Origin of the sequence: Streptococcus sp. HF-1907 (assembly GCF_015594605.1) — a bacterium.
Classification (GTDB): Bacteria; Bacillota; Bacilli; order Lactobacillales; family Streptococcaceae; genus Streptococcus.
The window spans coordinates 26,909-53,074 of record NZ_JADNQT010000014.1; the positions used below are offsets into that span (position 1 = coordinate 26,909).

Sequence of the window (26,166 nt, forward strand, 5' to 3'; positions counted from 1 at the left end):
GATGAAGTCTTGCGGGTTATGTGGGTGTTGCTGATTAGTCAGTAACAGTGAATCCCATAGAACGAGCAGTACCTTCGATCATACGCATTGCAGACTCAATGTTTGCAGCGTTCAAATCTGGCATTTTAGTTTCAGCAATTTCTTGTACTTGTGCACGAGTAACTGTTGCAACTTTAGTTGTGTTAGGTGTACCTGATCCTTTTTCAACACCTGCAGCTTTTTTCAAAAGAACAGCAGCTGGTGGTGTTTTTGTAATGAAATCGAATGATTTATCTTCATAAACTGAGATAACAACCGGGATGATCATACCAGCTTGGTCAGCTGTACGAGCGTTAAATTCTTTTGTGAATCCCATGATGTTGATACCTGCTTGACCAAGAGCTGGTCCAACTGGTGGAGCTGGAGTTGCTTTACCAGCAGGAATTTGAAGTTTTACAAGTTTTTCGACTTTTTTAGCCATTTTAAAAAATCCTCCTGTTGTGGTTTTGGCGGTAACTCAATATTTTTACCTCCCACAGGTATGCCATTTAGCATACTCAACTATTATACCTTATTATTTTAAGAAATCAAGGATTTTATCTTTTCTTTTAAAAAAAGTTTACATCTCTGCGCTTTCATTATAAAATAAAGCTATGATGTATAAAATTATTGCAATCCTATTTCTCGTACTGACACCATTTTTTGCACAAATTTTGATTAAACTCTTTGAACTCAAGCGATTTGGGCTGCTTTTCACTGATTTAGCATTCCCGCTTTATGCTTTTGAGGCTTTTTTGATGATTAAAAAATTTCAAATTCAAGGATTTCTGCCTATCTACTTTATTCTCTTATCACTGCTGACCCTGATTCTGATTTTTCAAATCACACGCAAGGGACAATTTTTCACCTACCGCAGATTTATCAAATTATTTTGGCGCATTGGATTTATTTTAACCGTGATTTCTTATCTGGTGTTAACCATTTTCATTTTTATTAGCAAATAATCGTCCGCAATGTCACGGACGATTTTTTATTTTGAAAATAGCCGAGCTATTCTTTTGGTAAGGTCAAGGGATAGAGGCCTCGAAGGGCATTACAAGCATAGACGGCTGTCGCCGCTTTTAAGTCATCAAGAGTCAAAACACGTTCAGTAACTTTTCCTGTTTCTAAGAGGTGTCGGCGATAAATGCCATCTAATAGTCCAAGAGAAACAGGCGGTGTTACCCACTCACCATCTACTTCAAGCACCAAGTTCCCAATACTGGTCTCTGTCAGACGTCCATCTGATAGGTGATAAATCTGCTCTTGTTGAGCAGGTTGACGATGGGGACGATAACTCGTTTTAAAGTAGGCAAAAGCAGACTGACTGTCCTTATCCTCTTGTTTGACGAGGATAACTTTTTGAAAACTTTTTGGTAAGTCTTCTAATATCTGGCAGTCCAAAATGAATTTTCCTGATTTTGTCAAATTTATTTTAAGACGATAAGTCTCTTGTTCCAAGTTTCTTAAGAGCTTCGAGAGTTGGTCTTCTAGGGTAGCTTGGTGGTAGGGATAGTCATAATACTGTGCAGCTTCTTTTAATCGTTTGAGGTGTTCATTGTAGAATTTTATCTGACCTTTTTCGACTTTTGCTGTTGTGATGAGTTCAAATAGTGGGGAAACTTGCGTAAGAACAGCAGATTTTTGCCGCGTTTCTTCATACTCGTCTCCCGCTTGACTGTCCCAAGTAATTCCTCCACCTACACCATAATATGCTTGATCCTCCCGCATTTGAAGAGTCCTGATAGAAACATTGAAAATAGCTCTGCCATTTGGCAAACAAATCCCAATTGTCCCACAATAAATGCCACGTGGCCGTTCTTCCAAGCGATTGATAATGGCCATGATTGAAATCTTTGGAGCACCAGTAATTGAACCACAAGGAAATAGCGCTTGAAAAATTTGAAGTAGACTGGTTGATGGGTCCAGCTCTCCCTCGATTGTCGAGGTCATTTGCCAGACGGTTCGATATTGTTCAACATCACAAAGTTTGCAAACCTTGACAGTCCCCGTACGGCAAATACGTCCCATATCATTACGAAGTAAATCCACAATCATCATATTTTCAGCGCGATTTTTGAAATCAGCCGCTAGCCAAGCTTTTGCCTCCAAATCTGCCTTGAATTGCGGTTTCCTGGCAGTCGTTCCCTTCATTGGACGAGTCACTAAGGTATTGCCAAAACGTTTGAAAAAAAGCTCCGGACTGACAGATAAAATCCGCTTATCATCGTAGGCAATGTAAGCATTGTAGCCTGCTCCCTGCTCCACCATTAGACGCTGATAAATTTTCCAAGCATCAGCCCTAAAACGCTGGCTCAATTCCAATGTGTAATTCACTTGATAGGTATTGCCTTGCCGAATCTGAGACTTGATGTCTGCAATAGCCTCGTCATATCTTTCTTTAGAAATATTAGGTTTCCACTGATTGGGTAAATCTACCGGTGCATAAGTTAGAGGAAAGTCTTCTGTCTGAACTTGGTCATGCACCGTAAAATAAGCTAGGTATTCGCCTGCCAAACGATGGCTGGACACCTGAAAATGACTGTCAAAAGCTGACGCTGCCTCGTAGGACACATAACCGACAACATAGAAACCCTTAGCCTGATAGTCATTAACAGCCTGCAAAACTGCCTCTACCTGATTAAGTTCCTTAGCAATCAGTTCCTTTATTGGTTGGGTAAAACGTAAACGTTGCCCCAAATCTTTAAAATCAATAACTGTTTCAATATGCATACTGATTTCCTTATTCTTTTTTTACAGTATAACATACCAAGCTCCCCCTTTGTAGGGTGGACAGATATTTATTGCAAACACTAAAAAAGAAAATTCATTGCTGAACTTTCTTTTTATTATTCTGTCGTATTGGTTATTAGGACTTTGCGGGGTTTAGTGCCTTCGGCTGGTCCGATGACGCCTGCTGCTTCTAATTCTTCCATGAGTCGTGTGGCACGGTTGAAGCCGACAGAAAGTCGGCGCTGAATCATTGAAGCGCTAGCTTTTTGAGTTTCAAGTACCAAGGCTTTTGCGTCGTTAAAGAGTGGGTCTCCCTCAGAAGCTCCGCTATTTCCACCAGAAGCATCAGACTCGGAAACCTCTCCTGGGTCGAAACTCTCGTCATAGTCCGCATCAGACTGGTTCTTGATAAAGGTCACGATGCGTTCAACATCATCATCTGAGATGAAAGATCCTTGCAGTCGGACGGGGTGGTTCTCATCAATGGGCTTGAAGAGCATGTCCCCTCGACCAAGCAACTTTTCAGCACCATTTTCATCGAGAATAGTACGGCTATCGGTACCGCTGGATACGGCAAAGGCAATACGAGACGGAACATTGGCCTTAATCAGCCCCGAAATAACGTCAACAGATGGGCGCTGCGTTGCTAAAATCATATGAATGCCGGCAGCACGCGCCTTTTGCCCGAGACGAATGATGGCATCTTCAACTTCCTTGCTGGCAACCATCATCAAGTCCGCCAACTCATCAACGATAACGACAATGAGCGGTAATGGGATTTGTTTCTCATTGGATTGGGCATTGAATTCCTCTACTTTAGCGTTAAAACCTTCGATGTTTCGAACACCGACGTGGCTAAAAAGTTCGTAACGGTTTTCCATTTCGTCTACGACTTTTTGAAGTGCCTTGCTGGCTTTACGCGGATTGGTCACTACTGGAATCAATAGGTGCGGGATATCATTATAGACAGACAACTCCACCATCTTAGGGTCAACCATGAGGAATTTGACCTGGTCTGGACGAGCCTTCATCAAGATGCTGGAAATAATGCCATTGACAGCAACTGATTTCCCTGAGCCGGTCGAACCTGCCACAAGCAAATGAGGCATCCTAGCAAGGTTGAAAGAGCGGGCGGTACCATTGACAGCTTTTCCTAGTGGCACTTCCAGTAGTTTTTCAGGGTCTGTATTGGATTGCTCCCAAAGTTCGCGGAAGGAAACGGTGGCAATTTCTGAGTTGGGGACTTCGATACCAACCAGAGATTTTCCAGGAATCGGTGCTTCGATACGAACATCCTTTGCAGCAAGAGCCAGTGCCAAATCATCAGCTAGATTGGAAATGCGGTTGACACGAACACCAACGGCAGGCTTTATTTCATACTTGGTAACTGACGGTCCAATCTCCGCTCGCTCAACCTTGACGTCGATACCAAAGCTCTTGAAGGTATCTTCTAAAACCTTGATATTTTTGCGAACCAAGCTCTTTTCCTTGGATTGATTTTTAGGTTTGTCAGGGACAAATAAATCAATGCTTGGTAGCTTGTAGAGGAGGTTGGTCTTGGGATTGAAGTCAACAGTCACCTCGTCGTCTCCCGACAAATCGTCATCCATATCAAAAACCACTTCTTCAGGCTCTGAATTGATTGGTTCAGATTCGTCAGGTAAGTCTGTTGGTTCGTCGTAGCCAACGATTTCTGGTTCTGAGCTTGCAATGACTGGGTCTGCTGCCACTTCTGGTTCATCTTCTAAAATTTCACCCGTTTCTGGGTCGACTTTGACTGATGCCAAGTAGGCTTCTTCCTCTGCTTTTTCACGCTCTAAGCGTTCTTGCTCAGCGATAGCCTTGCGCATTTCGCGTTTGGCAAATCGTGCTTTTTTGCTGGCTTCGTACTTGCTGGTAAGGCTCTGCCATATTTTTTTTGCAAAATCAACCACATCGTAAACATCCCAAGTACTCATCAGAAAAATCCCCAGAGATATCAAGAGGAGGCCAATGAAGAAGGAGCCGACATTTGAAAAGAGGAAGGCAACTGGTTTGTAGAGTAGCGCTCCAAGGAGACCCCCACCCACAAAAGTCGTCACCTTAAACTGAGTCAAATCTTGCAAAATAAGCTGAATGGTTCTGCTAAAAACTTCCTGATTGTGGTAAGCCGACGATGAAAAAAGATAGGCGTGCCACTCAATCAAAAGTCCCCAGAATAAGATGATAAATCCTGAAATCAGACCCTCTTTCTGGCGCAGCCATTTAAAACCAAAGAGATAAAAAATAATCGCAAACATAGCTAGGTAAGCTAAACTTCCAACCAGCAAACGAACAACATTATAAACCGTGATGCCAAATAAGCCCAGACGAATGATGGCAATAAAGAGAATTGCCGTGATGATAAAGGTCGTCACCATCCGCTGAAAGGCTGCTTGTTTTTCCAGGTCAGCCTTGCTTGGACGCCGTGTCTTACTTCCTTTTTTTCTTGTTTTTTTCTTTGTAGCCATAGGTTCTGCATCTACTGATGACTGTCGAAATCAAGTCTCAGAGGCACCTTTCCCCACTTTCTATAAAATATCGTGCTCCTCTATTTTAACATAAATTCAGTCAGTACCCTAATTTTCCTTTTGCTTTAAGACATGGCTTGCGCTTTTATGGTAAAATGAAATCTTGTAAAGACAATTATTTAGGAGACAACATGAAAAAACTTATTTATCTTGGTCTTGCTGTCGTGTCATTGACTGCTCTGACTGGTTGCGAATCGGTTGAGCGCGCTCTCAAAGGTGATGATTACGTTGATGCCAAAATCGCAGCTAGCTCTAGTTCTGCAGCTAGTGGTCAGTCTCAAAAGACACTTGCCAAAGTCCTCAAAGCTAACAGTTCCGCCTTTCCCCAACTTAGCGACAAGGTTGGGAAAAATGAAGCTGAAGTCATTTTGAACACTTCCAAGGGTGATATTACCATCAAACTTTTCCCAAAATACGCTCCGCTAGCTGTTGAAAATTTCTTGACACACGCTAAAGACGGTTACTACAGTAACCTGACCTTCCACCGTGTCATCAAAAATTTCATGATTCAATCTGGCGACCCAAACGGTGATGGAACCGGCGGAAAATCCATTTGGAACGGCAAAAATAAAAAGATTGATTCAGGAAATGGTTTCAAAAACGAAATTTCACCTTATCTCTATAACATTCGTGGCGCCCTAGCTATGGCAAATGCTGGCACGGACACCAACGGTAGCCAATTCTTCATCAACCAAAATAGCGCTGACCAATCTAGTAATTTGTCAAGTTCAACGACTCCGTCAGCCATTATCAAGGCCTATGCCAAGGGAGGAAATCCTAGTCTAGACGGTGACTACACGGTCTTTGGACAAGTCATCTCTGGCATGGATATTGTTGATAGCATCGCTTCTGTTGCGACTGACGATTCCGACAAACCCAAAGAGGACATCACCATTAAATCTATTGAAATTGTTAAGGATTATGATTTCAGCAAGTAGCAGTAAAACCATCAGCCGAGACGACTGATGGTTTTCTTATGCCCATTTTTTGTAGATAAAGCAGATGCCAAATAGCAGAGCCGAGGTCAGGACAATACTTGAGCCCACAGCTAGGTTAAAAGTGTAACCGAGATAGATACCTACAATCGATACCAAGGCTCCAATGCTAGACGACAAGAAAATCATTTGGTTTAGTTTTTTGACAAATAGATAGGCTGTCGCTGCTGGCGTTATCAGAAGAGCCACAATCAAAATCGTTCCCACGCTCTGCATGGCTGTCACAGAGACCAGTGTCAGCAAAGTCATGAGTAAATAATGATAGAAGGTCACCTTAATGCCCATTGATTTTGCTAGGACGGGGTCAAAAGAGGTCAGCTGGAGTTCTTTATAGAAGACTTTAATCAAAATCAGAACCATCCCTGAGATGGCAATAGTCACGTACTTGTCAACATCTTGCACCGCTAAGATATTGCCAAAAAGAATATGAAAGAGATCGGTTGAACTTTGAGCTAGGCCGATGAGGATGACGCCGAGGGCTAGGAAGCTAGAGAAGGTAATGCCGATAGCAGTGTCACCCTTGATGATGCTGTTCTCCTTGATGTAGGTGATGATTGTCGAGGCTAGGAGACCAAAAATGATGGCACCGATAAAAAAGTTGAGCCCCAAAATGTAGGATAGGGCAACTCCGGGCAAAACTGCATGGGAAATGGCATCGCCCATCAGCGACATGGAGCGCAAAATAATGAAACAGCCGACAGCTCCTGCGACAACACCGATGACAACTCCGGTCACTAGGGCATTTTGCAAGAAATGATACTGCAATAAACCGTCTAAAAACTTGGTCATTGTGCTACCTCCTCGTCTAAGAAAATGGCAGAGCCATAAGTTTTCTTAAGATTGGACTTGGTAAAAATCTCTGGGGTCGAACCACAGGCAATTAGCTTTTGGTTTAGCAGCATCACCTGGTCAAAATAATGACTGACTTTGTTGAGGTCGTGATGGACTACCAAAATCGTCTTACCTGCCTTCCTCAAGTCCCACAATAAATCCACAATCAACTGTTCACTCGTGGCATCAATGCCTACAAAAGGTTCGTCTAGAAAAATAATATCTGCTTCTTGGACTAGGCAGCGGGCAACCAACATTCGTTGGAACTGTCCACCTGATAATTGACTGATGGGGTGATCCTGAAAAGCTGTTAATTGGAGTTGCTCAATCACCTGATCTACTTTTTGCCAATCGGATGATGTCAAGTGCTTAAACAAACCGACCGCCTTATAACGACCCAGCGATACACATTCTCGGACGGTAATCGGAAAATGATAGTCGATGTGGCTTTTTTGTTCAACATAAGCAACTTTTCCGAGTAAATTCGTTTCTTGGTTGTCTAAATAAATCCGTCCTGAACAGGGTACCAAACCTATCAAAGCTTTTAGTAGGGTTGATTTTCCAGCACCATTTGGACCAAGAATCCCCATTAACATCGGACCTTCCAGCGATAGGCTGACATCGTCTAAAACTGTTTTTTGACCATAAGTGACGGTCAGATGATTTGTTGCTAACATAGCTTTCCCCTCTTTATTTGCTCAAACCTTCAGCAATCTTATCCAAATTCCATTTCATCATGGCGTAATAGCTGTCGCCCGGCTTTCCTTTTTTAGCGATAGAATCTGTGAAAATTTCAGCGTAGATTGGAATGCCTGTCTCTTTGGCAACTGATTTCATCGGACGTTTATTAACACTGGATTCGACGAAAAGTGCTGATGGCTTTGTCGTTTTTAATTGTTGGACAAGACGGGTAATTTGGTCTGGTGTCCCCTCTTCTTCAGTGTTGATTTCCCAGATGTAGGCAGATGGGACGCCGTAGGCTTTTGAAAAATACTTGAAACAGCCTTCGCTTGTGACAATCAATTTCTTATCCGCTGGAATAGCCTTGAATTTAGTTTTTGCTTCTTGGTCAAGTTTTTCTAGTTTTGCCACGTAGGCATCTCGGTTTTTAGCATAAAAGGCTTTATTTTTAGGGTCCTTAGCAATCAATATTTTTGCGATATTCTTAGCATAGATAATCCCATTTTCAAGATTTAACCAGGCGTGAGGGTCTTCCTTGCCCTTTTTATTTTGACCTTCTAGGTAGATGACATCAACGCCATCGCTGACCGCAAAATAATCTTTATTTTTCACTTTTTGAGCATTTTTGATAAGTTTGGTAAACCAGGCATTCCCACCAGTTTCCAAATTGATACCGTTGTAAAAGACGACATCGGCATCTGTCGTTTTCTGAATATCCTCCGGAAGCGGTTCATATTCGTGAGGGTCTTGTCCGATTGGGACAATGCTATGCAGGTCAATCTTATTTCCTGCAATCCTTTTGGTCATATCTGCCAAAATGGAATTGGTCACGACCACCTTCAACTTCTCGCTAGAAGCTTGTTTAGCTTTACTTGAACAAGCTACAAGACCAACTGCCAACAAGGCGCAAGTCAAGAGCGCTAGCCATTTTTTCATAAAAATTCTCCTTTGTTAATCTTATTTATAAAATTAATTAAGTTCACTTAATTTTAAAGTTAGTATAACCCATCTCTGTGTTTCTGTCAATCACTTTTATATTTTTTTGCTATAATAGTTTTTGACAATAATTTTGAATGCTAAGAAAGAGAACTCATGACCCCAAATAAAGAAGATTATTTAAAATGTATTCACGAGCTCGGTGAACAAAATGGCAAAATTTCTAATAAAAAAATCGCTGAAATGATGCAGGTTTCAGCGCCAGCTGTTTCTGAAATGATTAAAAAAATGATTGCCGAGGAGCTCATTGTCAAAGATAAAACGCTAGGCTATTATTTGACCAAGCAGGGACTTCTGGTCGTTTCCGACCTTTATCGTAAGCACCGCCTGATTGAGGTTTTTCTAGTCAATCACCTTCACTACACTGCTGACGATATCCACGAAGAAGCCGAGGTTTTGGAGCACACGGTCTCAACTACCTTCATCGACCGCTTGGACCAGATGCTGGGATTTCCACGATTTTGCCCGCACGGGGGAACCATTCCCCCAAAAGGAGAATTGCTGGTTGAAATCAATCAGACGACCTTGGGTAATATCAAGAAGCTCGGGCACTACCAGCTTAGTCGCGTCCATGATGATTTCAAACTCCTCAAATACCTTGAAGAACACCATCTTGCCATGAACAGTCAGATTGAATTGCTGACCATTGATGATTTTGCACAGACTTATCACATTAGCTACGATAATCAGACATTGACCATTCCAAAAATCATTGCAGAGCAGATTTACGTTAATCCTATTTAGAGCATACAAAAAGAGCTAGGACCAACTCCCAGCTCTTTTCATATTGCTATTAAGCCAATTCTTTCAAAAATGCCATCAAGACTTGGGCAGATTGTTTGCCTGCTTGGATGATGAATTCATCAAAAGTGATGTTGGCATCGTGGGCTGCTGTGTCGCTCATGGCACGGATGACGATAAAAGGTTTGCCAGTCGCATGGGTTGCTTGGGCAATGGCTGCGCCTTCCATCTCAACTGCGAGGACCTGTGGGAAATGACCCTTGATGGCATCAATCTTATCTTGACCTGCAATAAAGCTATCCCCAGTCGCAATCAAACCGATTTTGCTAGCAAGTGATTGCTGAGTCAAGACTTTTTCAAAGGTTTCCACAAACTTAGCATCCGATTCAAAGTAGAGTGGCTGCATGGACATTTGACCATAGTCATAACCGAAGGCTGTCAAATCCACATCGTGATAGACTAATTTATCAGCAACCACTACGTCACCGATATTAAGCCCTTCTGCTACCGCGCCAGCTGAGCCAGTATTGATGATAGCATCCACACCAAAAGTTTCCACCAAAATGGCAACACTCATGGCAGACATGACTTTGCCGACACCAGATTGTACCAAGACCAAGTCATGGCCTGCAAATGTTCCAGTATAGTAAGTATTTGAGAGGACTGTTTCCTCTTTTTTGTTTTCCAAATGTTCCACAAGGAGTTTGAGTTCCTGCTCCATTGCAGCAATAATTCCAATTTTCATGTGTTTCCTCATAGTTTAAAGACGGCGTAAAATAGCAGAGCAACCAAAATGATTAGGACAAATAATATGAGATTCAGTTTTTTCTGAAAGGCACTGCGCTTTTCATTCTCAATACGACGGCTTTTATAAACCATCTTATCCTTGTTGGCTTTACCATGGCTGGCTAGTCGTTCTCGGAGAGATTTGCTTGGACGGTCACCGACTTCAATGACTTTGGTCTCTTGATTATCCAAAGGTTGGTCGTCCATCAACTCCCCGCGGTTAGCCTTTTCAATAATCTCATCAGTCAACAGAGGCTTTCCCATTAGGCCTTACCCCCGAGATGGAGTCCATAATATTGAAGGGCAATGATGGTTTTGGCATCCTTGATGGCGCCTGTCGCTACCAAATCCATGCACTCCTCGTAAGACAATTCAAAGAGTTCCAGCACCTCATCATCATCCTGCGGGCGTGGGTTGACCACTTTTTCCATGTCTGTCGCTAGGTAGAGCTTAATCTTTTCATTACAGAAGCCGATAGCGGTGTAAAATTCGTAAAGAAGTTCGAGTTTGCCTGTGTAGTGCGTTTCTTCTTCCAATTCACGCGCAGCTGCTTCAAGCTCAGACCCAGCTTCGCCTCTTTCCAACTTACCAGCGGGAATCTCATAAGAAATATCTTCAATAGCCTTGCGGTATTGCTTGACGAGGACGATTTTTCCTTCTGGCGTTACCGCTAGTACTGCTACCGCTCCGCGGTGAAAGACTAGTTCTCGTTTAGCCTGTCCAAGACCGTTGGGGAGTTGGACATCATCTACCGCAACTTTAAAAATATGACCGTCAAAAATCTCCGTCCGTTTGATGGTTTTTTCTTCAAATTCCATAGGTCACACCTCATATTGATTTATTGTTGAGAAGGGTGGTGTGGTTTTTTAATCGCATAGCCTTCTTTGTTGACTTGACGACCGCGACCAATAGCAATGCTGTCCATTGGGACATCTTCTGTGATGGTTGAGCCTGCTGCTGTCAGCGCATTGTCGCCAATTTCAAGCGGTGCAATCAAGGTTGAATTGCTGCCGACAAAGACGTTGTTGCCTATAGTCGTTTTGTATTTGTTTTGACCATCGTAGTTGACAGTGATAGTCCCAGCACCGAAGTTGACGTTGCTGCCCACTTCTGCATTGCCGATATAGGTCAAGTGACCAGCCTTGGTATTTTCACCGATAGATGAACCCTTGACTTCCACGAAGTTACCGATGTGAACGTCCTTAGCAAGGGTTGAACCTGGGCGAATATGAGCATATGGTCCTACCGTCACGCCAGCTTCAACAGTAGATTCTTCAATCATTGAGTTAGTGATAACGGCATCCTCACCGATAAGGGCATCTACCAAGTAAGTCCCGTTTGTTAGGACAGTCCGAGCACCGACTTTAGTTTGACCCTTGAGGGTAACGTTAGCTTCGATGACAGCTTCTTCACCGATTTCAACGTCCGCATCGAGGTAAGTCGCGTCTGGGTTGACGAAGGTCACACCGTTGACCATGTGTTGTTTGGTCAAACGCGCACGCATGACTTTTTCCGCCGTCGCCAAAGCCACACGGTCATTGACCCCAAGACTTTCATCGAAGTCGCGAAGTTTGTAGGCACCCACTTTTTCACCAGCTTCTTTGAAGATACCGATGACGTCTGTCAAATAGTACTCGCCTTGAGCGTTGTTAGTGTTGATGTTTTTGAGGGCTTCAAAGAGACGTTTGTTGTCAAAAAGGTAAGTCCCGGTATTGATTTCCTTGACTTGCTTTTCAAAGTCGTTGGCGTCCTTTTGCTCCACAATCTTGGTCACTTCATCGTTTTCATTGCGGATGATGCGACCATAGCCAAATGGTTCATCAGCTTCCGCTGTTAAGATGGTTGCGACATTCTTGTGATTAACGTGAAAATCAACTAGCTTGGTCAAGCTGTCGCCAGTAATGAGTGGCGTGTCCCCAGCGATGACAAGGGTTTGACCATCAAGACCAGCTAGCTCATCTTCTGCCATCATGACGGCGTGACCAGTCCCAAGTTGCTCTGTCTGCATGACAAATTCAGACTTGTCACCAAGCACCTCACGAACAAGCTCTGCCTTATGCCCAATAACCGTCACCGTTTTAGCCGGTGTAATGGCTTGAACGGCACGGTAAACATGCTCAAGCATGGTAAGCCCAGCAACCTTGTGCATGACTTTTGGAAGGTCAGATTTCATGCGAGTTCCTTTACCCGCAGCTAAAATAATTGCGTAATTTGACATCTTGATATCCTTTAATTCTTTGATAGTAACCCCTATATTATACCACAAATGCTTAAGGTTAGCATAAGTAAGGGAAGGTATGCAAAAAGATGGGTGCAACTGACCCATCTTACTATTAGACTTATTCCCCAAGCTCCGTGTTAATCTGCCACATGACACCGTACTGGTCAACCAAGTTGGCATAGGCTGGGCTGAAGAAGGTTTCTTGTAATTCCAGACTGATTTCCTGAGCATTGACCTTGAGTCCGTCGTAGATAGCTTGTGCTTCTTCGATTGAGTCAACAATGGCAGCCACTGACATATTCTTGCCTTGTTGGAAAGTATGCTCTGGATTTTCATCCGATAATTGCAAACGAAGACCATCAAACTCCAACTGGGCATTGATGAGCATATCTTGGTGCTCTACTGGACAATTTGGATTCATGTCCTTCCAAGTCTTGAGGCTAGTCACCTCAGCATTGAAGATGTTTTTATAAAATTCAACCACTTCTTTTCCATTGCCGTTGGTGACGATATAAGTTTCTAGTGCTTTTACCATGATAGTCCCCTTCTTTTATAACTTCGCGGACTGCAAAGTAATTTTCTTCCTCATCACAAAAGTTGAAGACCTTCATGAAACCAAGGTCCATAACTGGATTAGCCTTGATGCCATTGGTCACAAAAGCTTGGTAGGTCGCTTCGACGTCGGCACTTTCCATCAAGATAGACGGCGTCTCCAAGTTCATTCCTGGATTCATCTTAGACACTTCCTCCTTGTCGTGAAGAACATGTCAGCCTTGAGAGCTATGATGTAGGACACTTGTGGACCCTTGCACCTGTTTCTCCACGCGCTCAAAACCCGCTTTTTCCTTCCAAAAATGAGCTGCCGCTTCCACATCATTAACGTAAAGCATGACCTGACCGATTGATGTAATCATATACTGTAATCTCGCTTTCAAAAATATCTTTCCCACAGTATAACACAGAAGCCTGAAAAACAATGACAATATAACTGGGCTAGCCTGCTAAACACGACGGACTCCCAAAATCAGGGCAAGCTGTCACTGACTGCGAGAAGCTCTCCTTTTTTCAGTTTGTTTGCGTCGTCTCTAACTGCGAGGGACTCCTGCAAAACTGCGACAAGGGCTGATAATAGTATTGACAGCCCTTAGAAGAAGAGTTAGGCAAAACCAAAAAGGTTAAGACAAAAATCTCAACCTCTTCACTTTCTGTTCGGACTAATTGTGAGTCGCAGTTGTTGAGTGGCATCTAAGCACTGATAAATCAGCACTTAGAGACCTACTCAACTGTGCGGAGGTGGGACAACGAAATCGAAGACTTCGTCTTACCGATTTCTGTCCCACTCTCAGTCTCTATTGATTTTTATAAGACTAGATAGTCACCTGGTCAGTAGTCGCTATAGATGCAGGCGCTACTTTAACCAGAGTCGCAACTATTATTGTCTTTGATGCTGTAAGACACCAATCAAAGTCGCCATCGTCATTACGGTTGCAATACCAATCATTACTTTTTTAGTCATCATTGTTTTTCTCCTTACATCATTTTGTCAGTTATTAGTTATTCCTATGATTTAAGTCTAAAAGAATTAGCTTAAGAGGGTCTTAAGTGGAAGTTAAACAAGCCTTAACCCACTTTGCCTTTAAGCATTACTTCTATAGGTCGTGCTGGTCTTGAACTGCTTATCAAAAGCCGTGCGGTCGATGGTTTTACTGCTTACCTTGTTACTATCGCTAGTCGTCATCTTAGTCGAGTAAGTACCCGTCACGGTCAACGTGTAAGAACTTGTCCCCTTAACCACCGTTTGCCCATTAGCCACAATCGTCACCGTCTTGCCCTTGCTATCCACAACCTTGGCACCCTTAGCCACATTAAGATTAGACACCGTCGAGTCACCTGTCACCACCCATTTTGAGCTCTTGTCAATACTTATGGTAATGGGGCTGGCGCTAGCTGAGGTATTGACTTAGTTGGTCGTGATAGAGGTAGCACCAGTGTAGGTTGAGCCCTTCAAAAGATAATAGTCTAGACTACTGATACTATCTACCTCAATATTTCCCTTCAAGGTCTGCTTGATGCCTGTAAAGGTAATTTTGGCGCCATTGCTGCCTGCCGTTCCCCAACTATTGGAGTCATTCCCAGCGATGGTCATAAGATTAGCTTTTGAACTGTCATAGTCAACCTTGGTGTTTTTCAGTACCACATTGGCTGTGGTGTTGGTCATGTAGAACATGGCGCCTGAGCTGATTCCACTCTTCAGAGTGGAATTAGTTGCTTGGAAAAGGGCTGTGCTGCCAGTCGTCGTCTCAGCGTCACCCGACGTTGATTGATAGAGGATGACACCGTTGGCAACAGGGTCACTACCCGTTGTCCCCATATTGGTGCTAGTCAGTTTGGAATTGTTAATGAGAATAGTGTTGAGCCCTTCCATCCCAGCAATCTGACTGGCAGAGGTTGTTCCTGTGACATTATCCACTTCAATATCACCCGTTGAATAAATCAGAGGTGAACCCGAACCCGCCGTTTTGATGGTTGAATTTGTCAGAGACACATTACCGCCGCCACGGTCAGTCGCCAAAGCCGCGCTATGGTCACCCTTGGTTGAGATGGTCATTTTATTGGCAATAATGGTCCCGCCGTAGGTCGCATCTAGGCCACGAGAGTTGTCCGCAGTGGTTGCAATACTTGTCTTGTTGGCATAAACAGTCGCTGAATCTGTCGCAAAAATCCCATTGCTACCCGCACTGTCAGCCGTCAACTTGCTATTAGATACATAGACCTTTGAATTAGCATTGACCACTAAAATAATAGAGTTAATCCCATAAAAATTGGCAGCATCCGCATCATCAACATCACCTGACTTGGTGAAGGTTGCATTCTTTAAAGTCAATGTTCCTGCATTTTGAACCAAGGCCGCATTTTGACTAGAGGTCGTTGACGAGATACTGTCGCTTGAGGTTTGACTGGCTCCATCAGCTGTCAGAGCGCCGCTATATGTCCCAGTATAATCATAGGATTGCGTATCCGCACCACCACCAAAGCCCCCTCCTTCTGGTGAAACTTGGGTCGTATCCTCCGCAAAGACTACCGCCACTGGTGCTACAACCGCCGCCGACAGGGTTGCAACTGTCAACAAAGTCATCATGCCACGCATCGCATATTTTCTAGCCATAAGCTCACTTCCTTCATGTTTAGTTAGCCACAGTATAAAAACCAAGACTTAAACGAAACTTAGACATTGCTTAAGAAGACCTTAAAGCAGAATAGCAGGAATGAAAATCCGCTGGTCATGTGGAAAGCAGTTGAATATTTCAGAAGCTGTCTAGTCTGCATACAAAGACACTTGTCTTTTAGTAAATGCTCTCGCACGCAAAAGAAAGAGCACCGCTATTACTCGGTGCCCCTTCTGGAGATTATACCGTATTCGTAGACCTTTAGGTCGTACGAATACGTATGCAACAGCTACTGTCAGATTGAACGGCGGAGCCGTGAAAAGATGACTAGTAGCCACTGCTATGATACGTAGCTGTTGCAACTTTAGTTGCTTACAGATACGGATACCGAAGCTTGCCTTCAGTGAAAAGTTAACTCTAAGTTTGCACCCTAGTCTATCTAACTAATGGCACTTGTACAATCGAACGTTTCTTCTCAACTGTTATCACTAAACACAAAAAGATAAGCCCTCGCTACTACTCAAGGACTTATCTCGGAGATTTATGAAAAAGAAAAGTTTTAGGATGACTATAGTATACGAAGTCTTCCTTAAAGAAACCTAAAAGCGAATCTAAATTTTCTAAATTGAGGTTTTGATTAGGTCAAACAGGCCACGTAAAGCCGTTTGAAATCTGCTACAAGTTGGCTACTGCCTTATTTAAAAATTGTCTAATCTGCATACAAAAAGATAAGCCCTTGCTACTACTCAAGGACTTATCTCGGAGATTTTATGAAAAAGAAAAGTTTTAGGATGACTATAGTATACGAAGCCTTCCTTAAAGAAACCTAAAAGCGAATCTAAATTTTCTAAATTGAGGTTTTGATTAGGTCAAACAGACCACGTAAAGCTGTTTGAAATCTGCTACAAGTTGACTACTGACACATTTAAAAAATGTCTACAATGTCGCATTATCATCAACAACCGTCAAAGGCTATGACAACTTGGTGCCACTCGAACAATAACCTGTCAGGGGCTACGACAACTTGGCGCTATTTGAAAAATGGTCATTCCGAGGCTCTAACGCTTTGTCGCTCGTTGGAAAATAGCCGTCAGCAGTGTTGAAATCTTCTCGCCCGTTGGAAAATCACCGTCAGCAGTGCTGAAACCTTCTCGCTCGGTAGAAAATACTCGTCAGCAGTGCTGAAAAACTCTCGCAACCCTAATTCTACTCATCAGAAATTTTGACGGTCTGCTGAAACTTTATTACTACCCGTCATAAGTTTTAACAGCAGGCTTTGTGAAGAGTAGAAGACAAATAAAAAAGAGGTCGCCCTCTTTTCTATATACTGCTGACAGCCATATCCAAAACTTGCATGACAGCTCGGCTATGCTCCAAAAGTTCCTTAGCACGCACCAAGTCTTGCTTTGCCATAATGTCCTGAAAGGCTTGAAATTCGTTCTGCATGCGGTGTTTGCCCCTGTTGAAGTCATGCGTCTCCTTGTCCTTGCCGTTCAGCATCAAGCTGACAGAAGGCAAGCTGTTAGGCGCACCATTGACAGCGATAGACCCTTTATTGCCCTGGATAGTGGACTTAATCTCTGCGCTGCAATCCTTGGCACCGATACAGACGCACTTGAAGTTGCCGTAGTCCATGACCAGCATACCCGACGTGTCCACACCGCGCTCCATATTTGGTAGGTAAGTGGCTGTCTCTGGCTTGCCAAACAGCCCCACAACCAAGTGGATGTTGTAGATATTGAGGTCTCGGAGGGCACCGCCACCCATTTCTGGGTTGAAAGCTGGCGCGATAATTCCTTGCTTGAAGTTGTCATAGCGCGAGCTGTATTGAGAATAATTGCACTCGACGATTTTGATGTCCCCAAGCTGATCCAGATGTTCCTTGATATAGTGGAAATTAGGCAGGTGCTGGTTGGTGATGGCTTCTAGGAGAAATAGCTGGCGCTGATCTGCTATTGCCACCAAATTCTCCAACTCTGCCGCCCTGAGCGTGGAAGGCTTCTCGCAGATAACATGCTTGCCCGCCTCAAGAGCTCTTTTGGCGTAATCATAATGCAGGTGGTTGGGCAGACCAACGTAAACCGTGTCCACCTGATTGCTGGCCAAAATCTCCTTGTAATCGCTTGTCGCAAGACCGAGCCCATAAGTGGCAGCCAGCTCTCTTGCCGTCTCAATACTGCGAGGCGTCGATAAAATGGCTGTCGCCTCAATACCGTCAATCTTCTGCAAAACAGGCAAGACCTCTTTGACAATCATACCCGTGCCAAGTAGCGCTAGTTTCATATCTTCTCCTTTGTGGTAATGTGAGAAAAGCCTAGATACCTAGGCTTTTAGTGACCCTTATCAAATACACTTAATCAACTTAAATAGCCAGGTAAATCAGGGCTAGCGGAGCCATTAACAAAATCCATACGAAAATGATAGCAGGAAAAGCCATACGATAGCCTCCTCATAGTCTCTCAAGCTCACAGTTGATTGGATTACTTAGACTTCGAATCCAATTCGCAATAAAATAAACCAAGGCAACCAAGCAAATCAAACTGAAAATGGAATAGACTAATGTGATGAGCATAGTCGCCACCCCTTTATCTACTCTCATTATAAAGCTTTTGAAAGCCTTTAGCAATTTTTAGGATAAACTACTTCAAATTCTTCTAAAACGATTTTTGAGTCTTCCGTGAAGGTCAGACCGCACTCTTCAAACCATTGGGTAAAGAGTTGCTGATGAATGTCTCGCCACCAAGCTAGACTTCGGTCTCCCTCACCTTCTTTGAAGGCATGGTCAGCTGAGACTTGATTGAAAGGGACGACAGAGACCTTCTTAATTTGGATGATACAGATAGCCTTATCGTGACTATCTAAGACCACATCGTAAGTGCCGACTTCTGGAAGTGGCTCTTTGTCTACTTCGTACAAATTATAGGCTGACGCTGTTGCTGTTTTAATGCCTTCCAAAACCAACTGAGCCAGCTGGTCAGGCTCCGCACCGAATGCCCAAGCGTCCATCTCTTGAGTGACTTCTGGGTGTAATTCTAGGAATTGTTCCCACATTTCTTCTGCTGTCATGTTCTAACTAAACCTCCGATGCAATGCCAAAAACAACTTTAATTGCTCTGCGATTTTTTTGCTGCTTTTTAAAGCCTTCTTTTAAATCTAGTATATAAACTTGCTGACCTATCCAGATACACAAGTAAACCGATATAGGTTTTATTTTTCCAGCAATCCCTTTGACTTCGTATTCTGTTCCGTCAGATTGCTCAAACTCTGTCCGTAGCCACCAAGTATTACCATAACCAAACTCGATGTATTTTCTCACTTCAAACTCCACCCGCCATCAATCTTGACGATTTCACCTTGCATTGAGCTGGCTTTGCCTGTGGCTAAAAAGCCTGTCAGCTCTGCGATTTCGCTGGGCTGTGACCAGCGCCCGATAGGCGTCTCTGAGGCCACCCAATCAGCAAGTCCCCCAGGCTCAAAGTCGGCTTTGGTCATGGCAGTCTGGACGGCACCCGGCGCGATGCCAAAAATCTGAACCTTGTCCTTGGCGTAGTCCAATGCTAGCTGGCGCGTGAAGCCAGCGAGAGCGTGCTTTGCACTTGTGTAGGCTGCGCCACCGCCCCCTGCCATGAAGCTAGCAATAGAGCACATGTTGATGATAATCCCAGCTTGCTTGGCTACCATATCCTTGAGATAGTGGCGAGTAATCTTGACTGTCGCGAAAAAATCAATGCCAAACAGTCCTTCAAGTTCCTTATCCGAGACATCTAGCAAGGGCTTGTAATCATCCAAAATCCCAGCCGTGTTGCAGAGGACATCAACCGTCGGCAACCACGTGAATAGTGGGGACAAGTCAGCGGATAAGTCCAGTTGAAGGAAATGAAAATCGCCCTCAAGCGGTGGACAAGTTGCCTTATCCACACCATAAACACGGTCGCCATTCTCTAAAAAATACTGAGCCTGTGCATAACCAATACCAGAAGCACAACCCGTCACCAAAACCGTCCTAGTCATTGACCTCAACCCAGTCCTCTGCTAAGACATCGCAAGGTGTCGGTGCCCACATAGAGAAACCTTCACCGTCGCCAGATACGTTGATGAGGAAATAAGGTGTCACTTCCAACTCTTGCTCATTAACTTCAAGGGTATCAAAGAGCTGCACATAATTTTCAGCACCGCCCCAACCTGTGCGAACATATTTTTTCTTAGCCTTAAGTCCTGGTAATATTTCTTCAAATGTCATGGTTTTCTCCTTTATTGTCTGTAAACGTTGATTTAATAGGCTTTTCAGTCAGCCTATGAGTTCTTAAAAATAAATTTGTTCACCTTTTTGTGGACTTACAAACTATTCATGGCTTTTTCGTAATATGAAACAGCCTCTTTTTCTTTATCCGCGGATAGGTGGCTATAAATATCCATGGTCATAGCTAAAGTGGCATGACCTAGGCGGTATTGTAATTCTTTGTAGCTGATACCAGCATTTAGCAATAAACTAGCATGAGTATGGCGGAAAGCGTGGAAAGTAAAGCGCGTAATACCAATTTCAGCACACCGCCTATCTAGGCTTTCCTGTCTAGTTGCCATGTTTTGATATTCCTTTGTGGGAGTTGCATACACTACAGAAGAAACACGCGCCCCAGTCTCTAAAAATAATTGTCGCTGTCTGTTCTTATAAAGCCTTAGTATATTGACTATTTTCTTGTCTATGCTGATTGTCCTAATTTCTGCTTTACTCTTTGGCGTACCTATCAACTTTAGTAACCTACTGTAATTCTTGGTTATACTGATAGTTCCATTCTCTAGGTCAATATCAGACCATTCTATGGCTACTGCTTCACCAAAACGGCAACCAGTAGCAAGTAAAACACTGTACAGGACATAATCAAGATAATGACCGTATTTCTGATTAGACAGCCTTTCCATGTAGCACATTAGAGCTTTTAAGTCGTCTGAAGCTATGAATTTGATAGCCTTGTTCTCACGCTTAGGCTGTTTAGGAAGAATAATGTTCCTAGCTGGATTAAATGGCAATAGCTAGAGGGACACCCCATACTGTAAGACACGCCTGTTTATTGAGTGAACCACAGCATAATGAACTAGCTGAGTAGATAGGTCATTGATAAAACTTTGTATATAGCTAACAGATAGCTTGGCCAGTCTTAGAGAACCCAAGACAGGTATTAGGTGATTATAAAGCATTCTCTTAGTTGCTATGAAGGTTTGAGGTTTAACAGTAAGCCGATAACTTTCTAGCCATAATTCAGCCAGTTCTTGATAGTTCTTAACAGGTACTATTTTTGTGACCGTATAGCCATTAGATATAAAATCATCTTGCGCGTGCTTTCTGCTTAACCTCTTTTCTTGTCCTACCCGTAACGCTAGTTTTAGCTTTCTTTCCTGTTACCTGGTCAACGCCTAGATAGACATTGGCACGGTACACAATAGCACCGTTTTTCTTTTTGACTTCATTTATTTTCATGATATGAACCTTTCCATCAGCAGGCAAGCCGTTATTAAAAAAATTTTAGATTGAATTGGGTTTATATCATGCTGAGCGTTACAAGAACGCCCCTATTTTCGTTTATTTTGGGTAAGTAGTCTAATTTTTATATGTTTTAGCCCTAAAATCACTTAGAGGGCTTTTTAGGCGTGTATTTTGAGAAGTATATTTTTAGAGATTTAAACAGGTCAAAAATGAGCGGTAGATACTAAGGTTTTACAAAGGTATGCGCCCTAATATTGCCCTAAGGTGTGTATAGGTTTTGTAAAGATGGTTGGACTTAAAGCCACGTGCCGTTAATACGGAATGACTTCAGGAAAATAGTAAAAATATATCGTAACAGCCAGTGCAATCAAGGAGATGCCAAAAGCAACCCATGAAGAACGTTTGTATTTTGTCCAAAAAATGCTCATGACAGCTAATACTGTGGCAATAATAGGTAATTCCATGTAACCATAAGGGAGAAAGGACAAAAAGTTGTCTAATAGAGAGAGAATGGCTAGTGTTATGCTGCTGATTGGGAGTAGTTTTTTCATGGTATTCCTTTCAAGATAATATTTTAGGACTTTTGCAAGTTCTCTTTTTTTGTATTTAAGCACGCGCATAATGCTGAATTCCGAGGATAATAGACTAGTACCAAATGTGACAAGGTTGTCAGATTTAGGAACGTCAGCCCTCTATCTCATAGCCACCCTACCAGCAGAATAACATTGACCACGCGCAAAATACTAATTTTGTTGAAATATGCTGAAAGATATAGGTTTACATAACTTGACAAAACTTGACTTTTTCAAGGTATTCAAAAACTTATATTTCAGATTTTGAATATAGGGGTGCGTGACACATACAATCAATTCTAAAAATCAATATCTAATCCAACCATTCCCTCTAAAATATTTATTATGCTTTCCCTTTCTTTTGGGGTTAGTAAAGAAAAATAAAAAATAAGCTTTTTAAAAACATTTGGGGTATCCCCACCGTCAATAAATTCAATAAATTTTTTCGTATGCATTTCCCACATATCAATAAGTTGTTGGTCAGTAATACCGATTTTCCAAGGTTCAGCTTCTTCAAAATAATGACCAAAGCTATTTTTTAACTCAACCGATACGGTATTTTTAATCTTTTCAAGATTCTTATCACCTAAAACCTCAGAAAGAGCTGTATAAGCATCATAATCAAAATTGTCATCACTATCTTCATCAACTGTATACGGTTCTAATGCTACTAGCATATGTTCACGACTTAGACTATAGCCCAATAAATACCCAATATGTACACCGAAAAAGTTAGCTAACGTTTGGGCTTTGTCTTGTTTGATACTATTTACACCATTTTCCCAGTTTTGTATAGTTCGGTATGATACCCCAATTTCTTTACCTAAAGCTTGTTGTGACAAGCCTTTTTCTTGTCGTAATTCTTTTAACCTATTCATTTATTCAACACTTTTCAAAATTCATTATATCACAGACACCGAAAAAAAGTACACTACGACGAAAAAAATCATTGATAACGAAAAACAAAGGTGCTACCATACACATATGCACCGAATAAAGGTGTTTCATAAACACTTCCACACCTATTCATCTAGTAAAAAATCAAAAGGAGGAAAGAACATGAAAAATAACATGCGCGTGCTTTTAGCAAAGAAACGCCAAAAAGTTTCCGATGTGGCAAAAGCAACAGGGCTATCTAAAAGTACCTTGACAGCTTTATACTACGAACGCACCAAGCGCCCAGATATTGAAACCTTGCAAAAGGTAGCTAATTATCTAGATGTTACCATTGACGAACTACTTACTGTCGAGGATTAGGTGTACATCATGAACATTGTTTACATGGACGGCAATAAAGAGCCGTACACAACGTACGACATCATAGCTGAACATGCTGAGATTGATACTATTTCAGTTAAAAAGCTAATTGATAAGCGTAAAAAGGATTTAGAAGCGTTTGGGGTTTTGTCATTTGAAATCCATAAACCTGAAAAAGTTCACTAGGCGGACGACCTAGGAGAATTTATCACTTAAACGAACAGCAGGCGACTTTATTAGTTACCTATCTAAGAAACACCGAGCCAGTCAGAGAGTTTAAAAAAACCTTGTCAAAGCATTCTATGACATGCGTAACGAGGTGGCAGAATTCCGCTATCAGAGGGCGATAGAGAAACCAAAACGCAAAGAGTTGGTTAAAGCTGTCAGCGAATGGCAAAACGCACCTAAACACGCGCATAATACCATTACAAGAAAGAGGTTTATAATCCATGAATGACAGGCTTAACGACACCTACGCAGATAAAAAATGAATTGGACGTAGATTATAGCACCTTGAAACGTTGGGAACGTGCTGGACTACGACGCTACTCCCCTCCTATCGAGGACATTCTAATCTTTTTAGGAGCGGACAAATGACAATATATGAAAGCCGTGGCTTTGGGTCTTTACTTTATCCATACAAGGGAAATCTAGAACCTTTTGAATATATTTCTAAGTTTAGACCTTTAGAAGTCCCTAAAGGCATTGATTTAGAAGAATATAAGCGAACACACCCCCTACTATTTGAGTGGTAAGGTTACGCCAGATAAAAACGGTAGCTATAAGCGAAACAATGACAGTCTTTTATCTATCGTGATTTGATTTTTCTTGATTATGATGACATTGAAACAGGCGTAAACCTGCCTAAAATCGTTTCTGAGAGACTTTCGAAGTACAGTTATATTATATTTTTATCCAACTATCAAACACACCGCCGAAAAGCCCCGTTATAGGCTTGTGGTAAAACCTAGCCACACCATAAACGAGGCAACCTATAAAGAGATCATCCGAGAGATAGCAAATAAGATAGGGCTACCTTTTGACCTAACTAGCCTTACCTGGTCACAATTGCAAGGCTTACCAGTCACAACGGCACGACAAACGCATGAAGAAAATGTGCACAACTTAAATTTTCATCGTGTGCATTTTTTATGAAATTTTCTTGAAAATTATCGAGATATCTAGATTTTTTCATTCAACAGTACCCGTTTCCGGGTACATTCTAGCACTATTTTATAAAAAATAACTCAAAATTTATGAAAAATAGTTTTCTGAAATCAATAGTTTCTTCATGCGTTTGTCGTGGGTTACTAGCCGTTGATATTATCCGAAGCTACTCCAGATCTATCATCTTCCAATCCTAGCCAATCAATGAATTTTTCCACTGATTTATCCCAGAAAGCCCACTCGTGACCGCCTGACCAGGTTTCATAGGTATGAGGAACTTTGTTTGCTTTTAGCTCTGCGACAAAGTTGTTGTTGGCTTCTAGGAATGAATCCTCGGTTCCGCAAGTGATGTAGAGCTGGGGAATGGCTGCGCTGGATTTAGCTAATTGACGGACTTGGTAGGCTGGGTTTTGGTCTGACTCTAGGAGCGTGGTCAAATCGCCAAATACTGCTTTGTAGTAGGAACGTTTTTGGAATGGGACTGGGGACTCGTCGGTGCTAGCGACAGCATCTTCCAAAATCAAACCACTAGAGAAAGCTCCGATAGCACTGAAATTATCGTGGAACTTGAGACCATTGTGGAGGGCGCCGAAACCACCCATGGAGAGACCAGCGATGTAAGTATCCTCGCGCTTGTGAGAAAGGGGGAGCATGTTGCGGGTCAAGTCCAGCAGCTCCTTGCCGATGAACTGGCTGTAGTTGTTCATGTGGTCAGGCTGGTCCAGGTAAAATTGATTCTCGCCCGCTGGCATGACAACGGCAAGATTGTGGTGCTTGGCGATTGAGGCAATGCGCGTGCCCACCAACCAATCATTCTGGTCACCGATGATACCGTGAAGGAGGTAGAGGGTCTTGTAAGGCGGTTTAGCAATCAAATTGCCAGTCATATCTACCTTGTCAGAAGGCAGGTAAACATTGAATGTCACGGTCCGCATGAGGGATTGGGACATAGCGTTGACAGTTAGTAGAGTCATGTGAGGGTCTCCTTTTTGTTTTGATAGGGGTATTGTATCATTTTTTGCAATGGTAGGGGCTAATTCACTGGTCAATGGATACCAGTAGTTATGATATTTTTGTCATGTTGACTAACATCACTCTGGTTCACGCGAATTTTTTGTGATGTTGGAATATTTCAACTTGGTGTACATGTTATTTTTCTGAGTCCGAGCAAATTCACTCTGAATACTACTGTATTTTTCTAAATCTAAGCAAATTCACTTTAAATACTATGGTATTTTTTTGAATCCAAGAAGATTCACCTTGGACAAATTAAAACTCTTCACTCGTTTCAGTTCGTTTTACAGGTATGTTATAATAGTAAAGAATAAAATAAAGGAGTCTAGCATGATTACAGGAAAAATAAAATTGATTTGATTTGGACCACTTCGTGAACTGATAGGTTAACTAATATTGAATAATTGACCTTTTGCTACTCATGCAGGAGTTAGAGCCTACCGAGTTGGAACGTGAAGTAAATATCCCCGTGGTGCTAGTTAATTTCAAAATATCTTAAATTATAAGCTAATACGATTTGCTCTATCCTCAATTGCAATCCTGTTTTTGCTCTAGCTAGTGTTTGTTCCATATCGAAAAGCGTACAAAGTTCTGAAAAACGTGTCTCAATAGTCCTTCTCATAGCCATTAGTTTCCAATGATTATGTTGCTTAGCCCCTGCCATGTTTTGACGTAAGGGAGTCCAAAGATGATAACCTTTATACTCCAAACTATTTCTAAGCTCGTGACTAAGATAGCCCAAATCAGCCAAAATGTGAGAGTGATGGCAATTTTCCAGTAAGTCCTCAACGGCTCTAATATCGTGAACAGATGCTGGTGTCACAACGTAGTTCAGAATATAGCCTGATAGGGTGACCAGCATAGGAACTTTGAACCCCTAGATTCTTGGAGGCATTGTAACCAATATCTGCCAAGCCATCAAAAATACGTGTTCTATAATTACGGACAGGTTGACA

23 protein-coding genes and 7 pseudogenes are annotated in these 26,166 nt (G+C 42.4%); 7 read left to right on the forward strand and 23 right to left on the reverse strand.

Annotation, left to right across the window (positions count from 1 at the left end; all coding sequences use genetic code 11):
- Positions 1-34: 34 nt before the first annotated feature.
- Positions 35-460 carry a 50S ribosomal protein L11 gene (rplK, locus tag IYQ92_RS07950; protein WP_195676157.1) on the reverse strand — a complete coding sequence of 142 codons (426 nt, stop codon included), beginning with the start codon at positions 458-460 and terminating at the stop codon, positions 35-37.
- Between the two features lie 172 nt (positions 461-632).
- Between rplK and IYQ92_RS07955 the strand changes: the two genes are divergently transcribed.
- The gene (locus IYQ92_RS07955) at positions 633-983 is read left to right on the forward strand and encodes a DUF3397 family protein (protein ID WP_195676158.1); all 351 of its coding nucleotides are present in this window, start codon (positions 633-635) and stop codon (positions 981-983) included.
- A 46-nt stretch (positions 984-1,029) separates the two neighbouring features.
- Here the strand turns inward: IYQ92_RS07955 and pabB are convergent, their stop codons facing one another.
- Both pabB and IYQ92_RS07965 read right to left on the reverse strand, forming a co-directional pair.
- Complete coding sequence (gene pabB / locus IYQ92_RS07960) at positions 1,030-2,751, reverse strand: aminodeoxychorismate synthase component I (protein ID WP_195676159.1); 1,722 nt, start codon at positions 2,749-2,751, stop codon at positions 1,030-1,032.
- A gap of 116 nt (positions 2,752-2,867) precedes the next feature.
- Positions 2,868-5,240 carry a DNA translocase FtsK gene (locus IYQ92_RS07965; protein WP_195676160.1) on the reverse strand — a complete coding sequence of 791 codons (2,373 nt, stop codon included), beginning with the start codon at positions 5,238-5,240 and terminating at the stop codon, positions 2,868-2,870.
- Positions 5,241-5,431: 191 nt separating this feature from the next.
- On the opposite strand from IYQ92_RS07965, the gene IYQ92_RS07970 reads away from it, so the two are divergent.
- Positions 5,432-6,238, forward strand: coding sequence for a peptidylprolyl isomerase (locus IYQ92_RS07970; RefSeq protein ID WP_195676161.1), 807 nt, complete (start codon positions 5,432-5,434; stop codon positions 6,236-6,238).
- A 36-nt stretch (positions 6,239-6,274) separates the two neighbouring features.
- Here the strand turns inward: IYQ92_RS07970 and IYQ92_RS07975 are convergent, their stop codons facing one another.
- From IYQ92_RS07975 to IYQ92_RS07985, 3 genes are read right to left on the reverse strand one after another with little or no spacing between them, the layout of a single operon-like run.
- On the reverse strand, positions 6,275-7,084 hold the full coding sequence (locus IYQ92_RS07975; protein ID WP_195676162.1) for a metal ABC transporter permease: 810 nt from the start codon (positions 7,082-7,084) through the stop codon (positions 6,275-6,277).
- The gene (locus IYQ92_RS07980; RefSeq protein ID WP_195676163.1) at positions 7,081-7,803 is read right to left on the reverse strand and encodes a metal ABC transporter ATP-binding protein; all 723 of its coding nucleotides are present in this window, start codon (positions 7,801-7,803) and stop codon (positions 7,081-7,083) included. The genes IYQ92_RS07975 and IYQ92_RS07980 overlap by 4 nt, the downstream gene beginning before the upstream one ends.
- A 13-nt stretch (positions 7,804-7,816) precedes the next feature.
- A complete protein-coding gene (locus IYQ92_RS07985; protein WP_195676164.1) occupies positions 7,817-8,743 on the reverse strand; it encodes a metal ABC transporter substrate-binding protein in 927 nt (308 codons plus the stop codon).
- Positions 8,744-8,899: 156 nt separating this feature from the next.
- Here IYQ92_RS07985 and IYQ92_RS07990 point away from each other — a divergent pair, with 156 nt between their 5' ends.
- Positions 8,900-9,547, forward strand: coding sequence for a metal-dependent transcriptional regulator (locus IYQ92_RS07990; protein ID WP_195676165.1), 648 nt, complete (start codon positions 8,900-8,902; stop codon positions 9,545-9,547).
- A 49-nt stretch (positions 9,548-9,596) separates the two neighbouring features.
- Here IYQ92_RS07990 and IYQ92_RS07995 read toward each other — a convergent pair whose 3' ends face one another.
- The 15 genes and pseudogenes from IYQ92_RS07995 to IYQ92_RS08070 all read right to left on the reverse strand — a co-directional run bounded on the left by IYQ92_RS07995 (position 9,597) and on the right by IYQ92_RS08070 (position 22,650).
- Positions 9,597-10,289 carry a 5'-methylthioadenosine/adenosylhomocysteine nucleosidase gene (locus IYQ92_RS07995; protein WP_195676166.1) on the reverse strand — a complete coding sequence of 231 codons (693 nt, stop codon included), beginning with the start codon at positions 10,287-10,289 and terminating at the stop codon, positions 9,597-9,599.
- A gap of 8 nt (positions 10,290-10,297) precedes the next feature.
- Positions 10,298-10,594 carry a cell wall synthase accessory phosphoprotein MacP gene (gene macP / locus IYQ92_RS08000; protein ID WP_195676167.1) on the reverse strand — a complete coding sequence of 99 codons (297 nt, stop codon included), beginning with the start codon at positions 10,592-10,594 and terminating at the stop codon, positions 10,298-10,300.
- On the reverse strand, positions 10,594-11,148 hold the full coding sequence (locus IYQ92_RS08005; protein WP_195676168.1) for an NUDIX domain-containing protein: 555 nt from the start codon (positions 11,146-11,148) through the stop codon (positions 10,594-10,596). The genes macP and IYQ92_RS08005 overlap by 1 nt, the downstream gene beginning before the upstream one ends.
- A 20-nt stretch (positions 11,149-11,168) precedes the next feature.
- A complete protein-coding gene (gene glmU, locus IYQ92_RS08010) occupies positions 11,169-12,548 on the reverse strand; it encodes a bifunctional UDP-N-acetylglucosamine diphosphorylase/glucosamine-1-phosphate N-acetyltransferase GlmU (protein WP_195676169.1) in 1,380 nt (459 codons plus the stop codon).
- A 121-nt stretch (positions 12,549-12,669) separates the two neighbouring features.
- A complete protein-coding gene (locus tag IYQ92_RS08015; protein WP_195676170.1) occupies positions 12,670-13,086 on the reverse strand; it encodes a VOC family protein in 417 nt (138 codons plus the stop codon).
- A 16-nt stretch (positions 13,087-13,102) separates the two neighbouring features.
- A pseudogene (locus IYQ92_RS10645) lies at positions 13,103-13,465 on the reverse strand (VOC family protein); the annotation flags it as partial.
- Between the two features lie 722 nt (positions 13,466-14,187).
- A pseudogene (locus IYQ92_RS08030) lies at positions 14,188-15,717 on the reverse strand (adhesin).
- A 1,321-nt stretch (positions 15,718-17,038) separates the two neighbouring features.
- Positions 17,039-18,001 (reverse strand): Gfo/Idh/MocA family protein, encoded by a 963-nt coding sequence (locus tag IYQ92_RS08035; RefSeq protein WP_195676173.1) that lies wholly within the window; start codon positions 17,999-18,001, stop codon positions 17,039-17,041.
- A gap of 336 nt (positions 18,002-18,337) precedes the next feature.
- On the reverse strand, positions 18,338-18,784 hold the full coding sequence (locus tag IYQ92_RS08040) for an ASCH domain-containing protein (RefSeq protein WP_195676174.1): 447 nt from the start codon (positions 18,782-18,784) through the stop codon (positions 18,338-18,340).
- A 7-nt stretch (positions 18,785-18,791) separates the two neighbouring features.
- Positions 18,792-19,034, reverse strand: coding sequence for a DUF3977 family protein (locus IYQ92_RS08045; RefSeq protein WP_195676175.1), 243 nt, complete (start codon positions 19,032-19,034; stop codon positions 18,792-18,794).
- Complete coding sequence (locus tag IYQ92_RS08050; protein ID WP_195676176.1) at positions 19,031-19,729, reverse strand: 3-oxoacyl-ACP reductase; 699 nt, start codon at positions 19,727-19,729, stop codon at positions 19,031-19,033. Before IYQ92_RS08050 ends, IYQ92_RS08045 begins: the two co-directional genes overlap by 4 nt.
- A complete protein-coding gene (locus IYQ92_RS08055) occupies positions 19,722-19,958 on the reverse strand; it encodes a DUF2829 domain-containing protein (protein WP_195676177.1) in 237 nt (78 codons plus the stop codon). The genes IYQ92_RS08050 and IYQ92_RS08055 overlap by 8 nt, the downstream gene beginning before the upstream one ends.
- A 95-nt stretch (positions 19,959-20,053) precedes the next feature.
- A pseudogene (locus IYQ92_RS08060) lies at positions 20,054-21,194 on the reverse strand (tyrosine-type recombinase/integrase).
- A gap of 317 nt (positions 21,195-21,511) precedes the next feature.
- The gene (locus tag IYQ92_RS08065) at positions 21,512-21,751 is read right to left on the reverse strand and encodes a hypothetical protein (protein WP_195676178.1); all 240 of its coding nucleotides are present in this window, start codon (positions 21,749-21,751) and stop codon (positions 21,512-21,514) included.
- A 320-nt stretch (positions 21,752-22,071) separates the two neighbouring features.
- Positions 22,072-22,650, reverse strand: a complete 579-nt coding sequence (locus IYQ92_RS08070) for a helix-turn-helix domain-containing protein (protein ID WP_195676179.1) — start codon at positions 22,648-22,650, stop codon at positions 22,072-22,074.
- A gap of 181 nt (positions 22,651-22,831) precedes the next feature.
- On the opposite strand from IYQ92_RS08070, the gene IYQ92_RS08075 reads away from it, so the two are divergent.
- From IYQ92_RS08075 to IYQ92_RS08085, 4 genes and pseudogenes are all read left to right on the forward strand, one after another.
- Positions 22,832-23,029: a helix-turn-helix domain-containing protein gene (locus IYQ92_RS08075; protein WP_195676180.1), complete on the forward strand. Its 198-nt coding sequence runs from the start codon at positions 22,832-22,834 to the stop codon at positions 23,027-23,029.
- A 9-nt stretch (positions 23,030-23,038) separates the two neighbouring features.
- Positions 23,039-23,456: pseudogene (locus tag IYQ92_RS10365) on the forward strand (Rha family transcriptional regulator); the annotation flags it as partial.
- A gap of 32 nt (positions 23,457-23,488) precedes the next feature.
- Positions 23,489-23,626 (forward strand): annotated as a pseudogene (locus tag IYQ92_RS10725) (XRE family transcriptional regulator); the annotation flags it as partial.
- Positions 23,623-24,121: pseudogene (locus tag IYQ92_RS08085) on the forward strand (hypothetical protein); the annotation flags it as partial. The pseudogenes IYQ92_RS10725 and IYQ92_RS08085, both read left to right, overlap by 4 nt.
- A gap of 218 nt (positions 24,122-24,339) precedes the next feature.
- Here IYQ92_RS08085 and IYQ92_RS08090 read toward each other — a convergent pair.
- Positions 24,340-25,170 (reverse strand): alpha/beta hydrolase, encoded by an 831-nt coding sequence (locus tag IYQ92_RS08090; RefSeq protein ID WP_195676182.1) that lies wholly within the window; start codon positions 25,168-25,170, stop codon positions 24,340-24,342.
- A 515-nt stretch (positions 25,171-25,685) separates the two neighbouring features.
- Positions 25,686-26,166 (reverse strand): annotated as a pseudogene (locus IYQ92_RS08095) (IS982 family transposase); the annotation flags it as partial.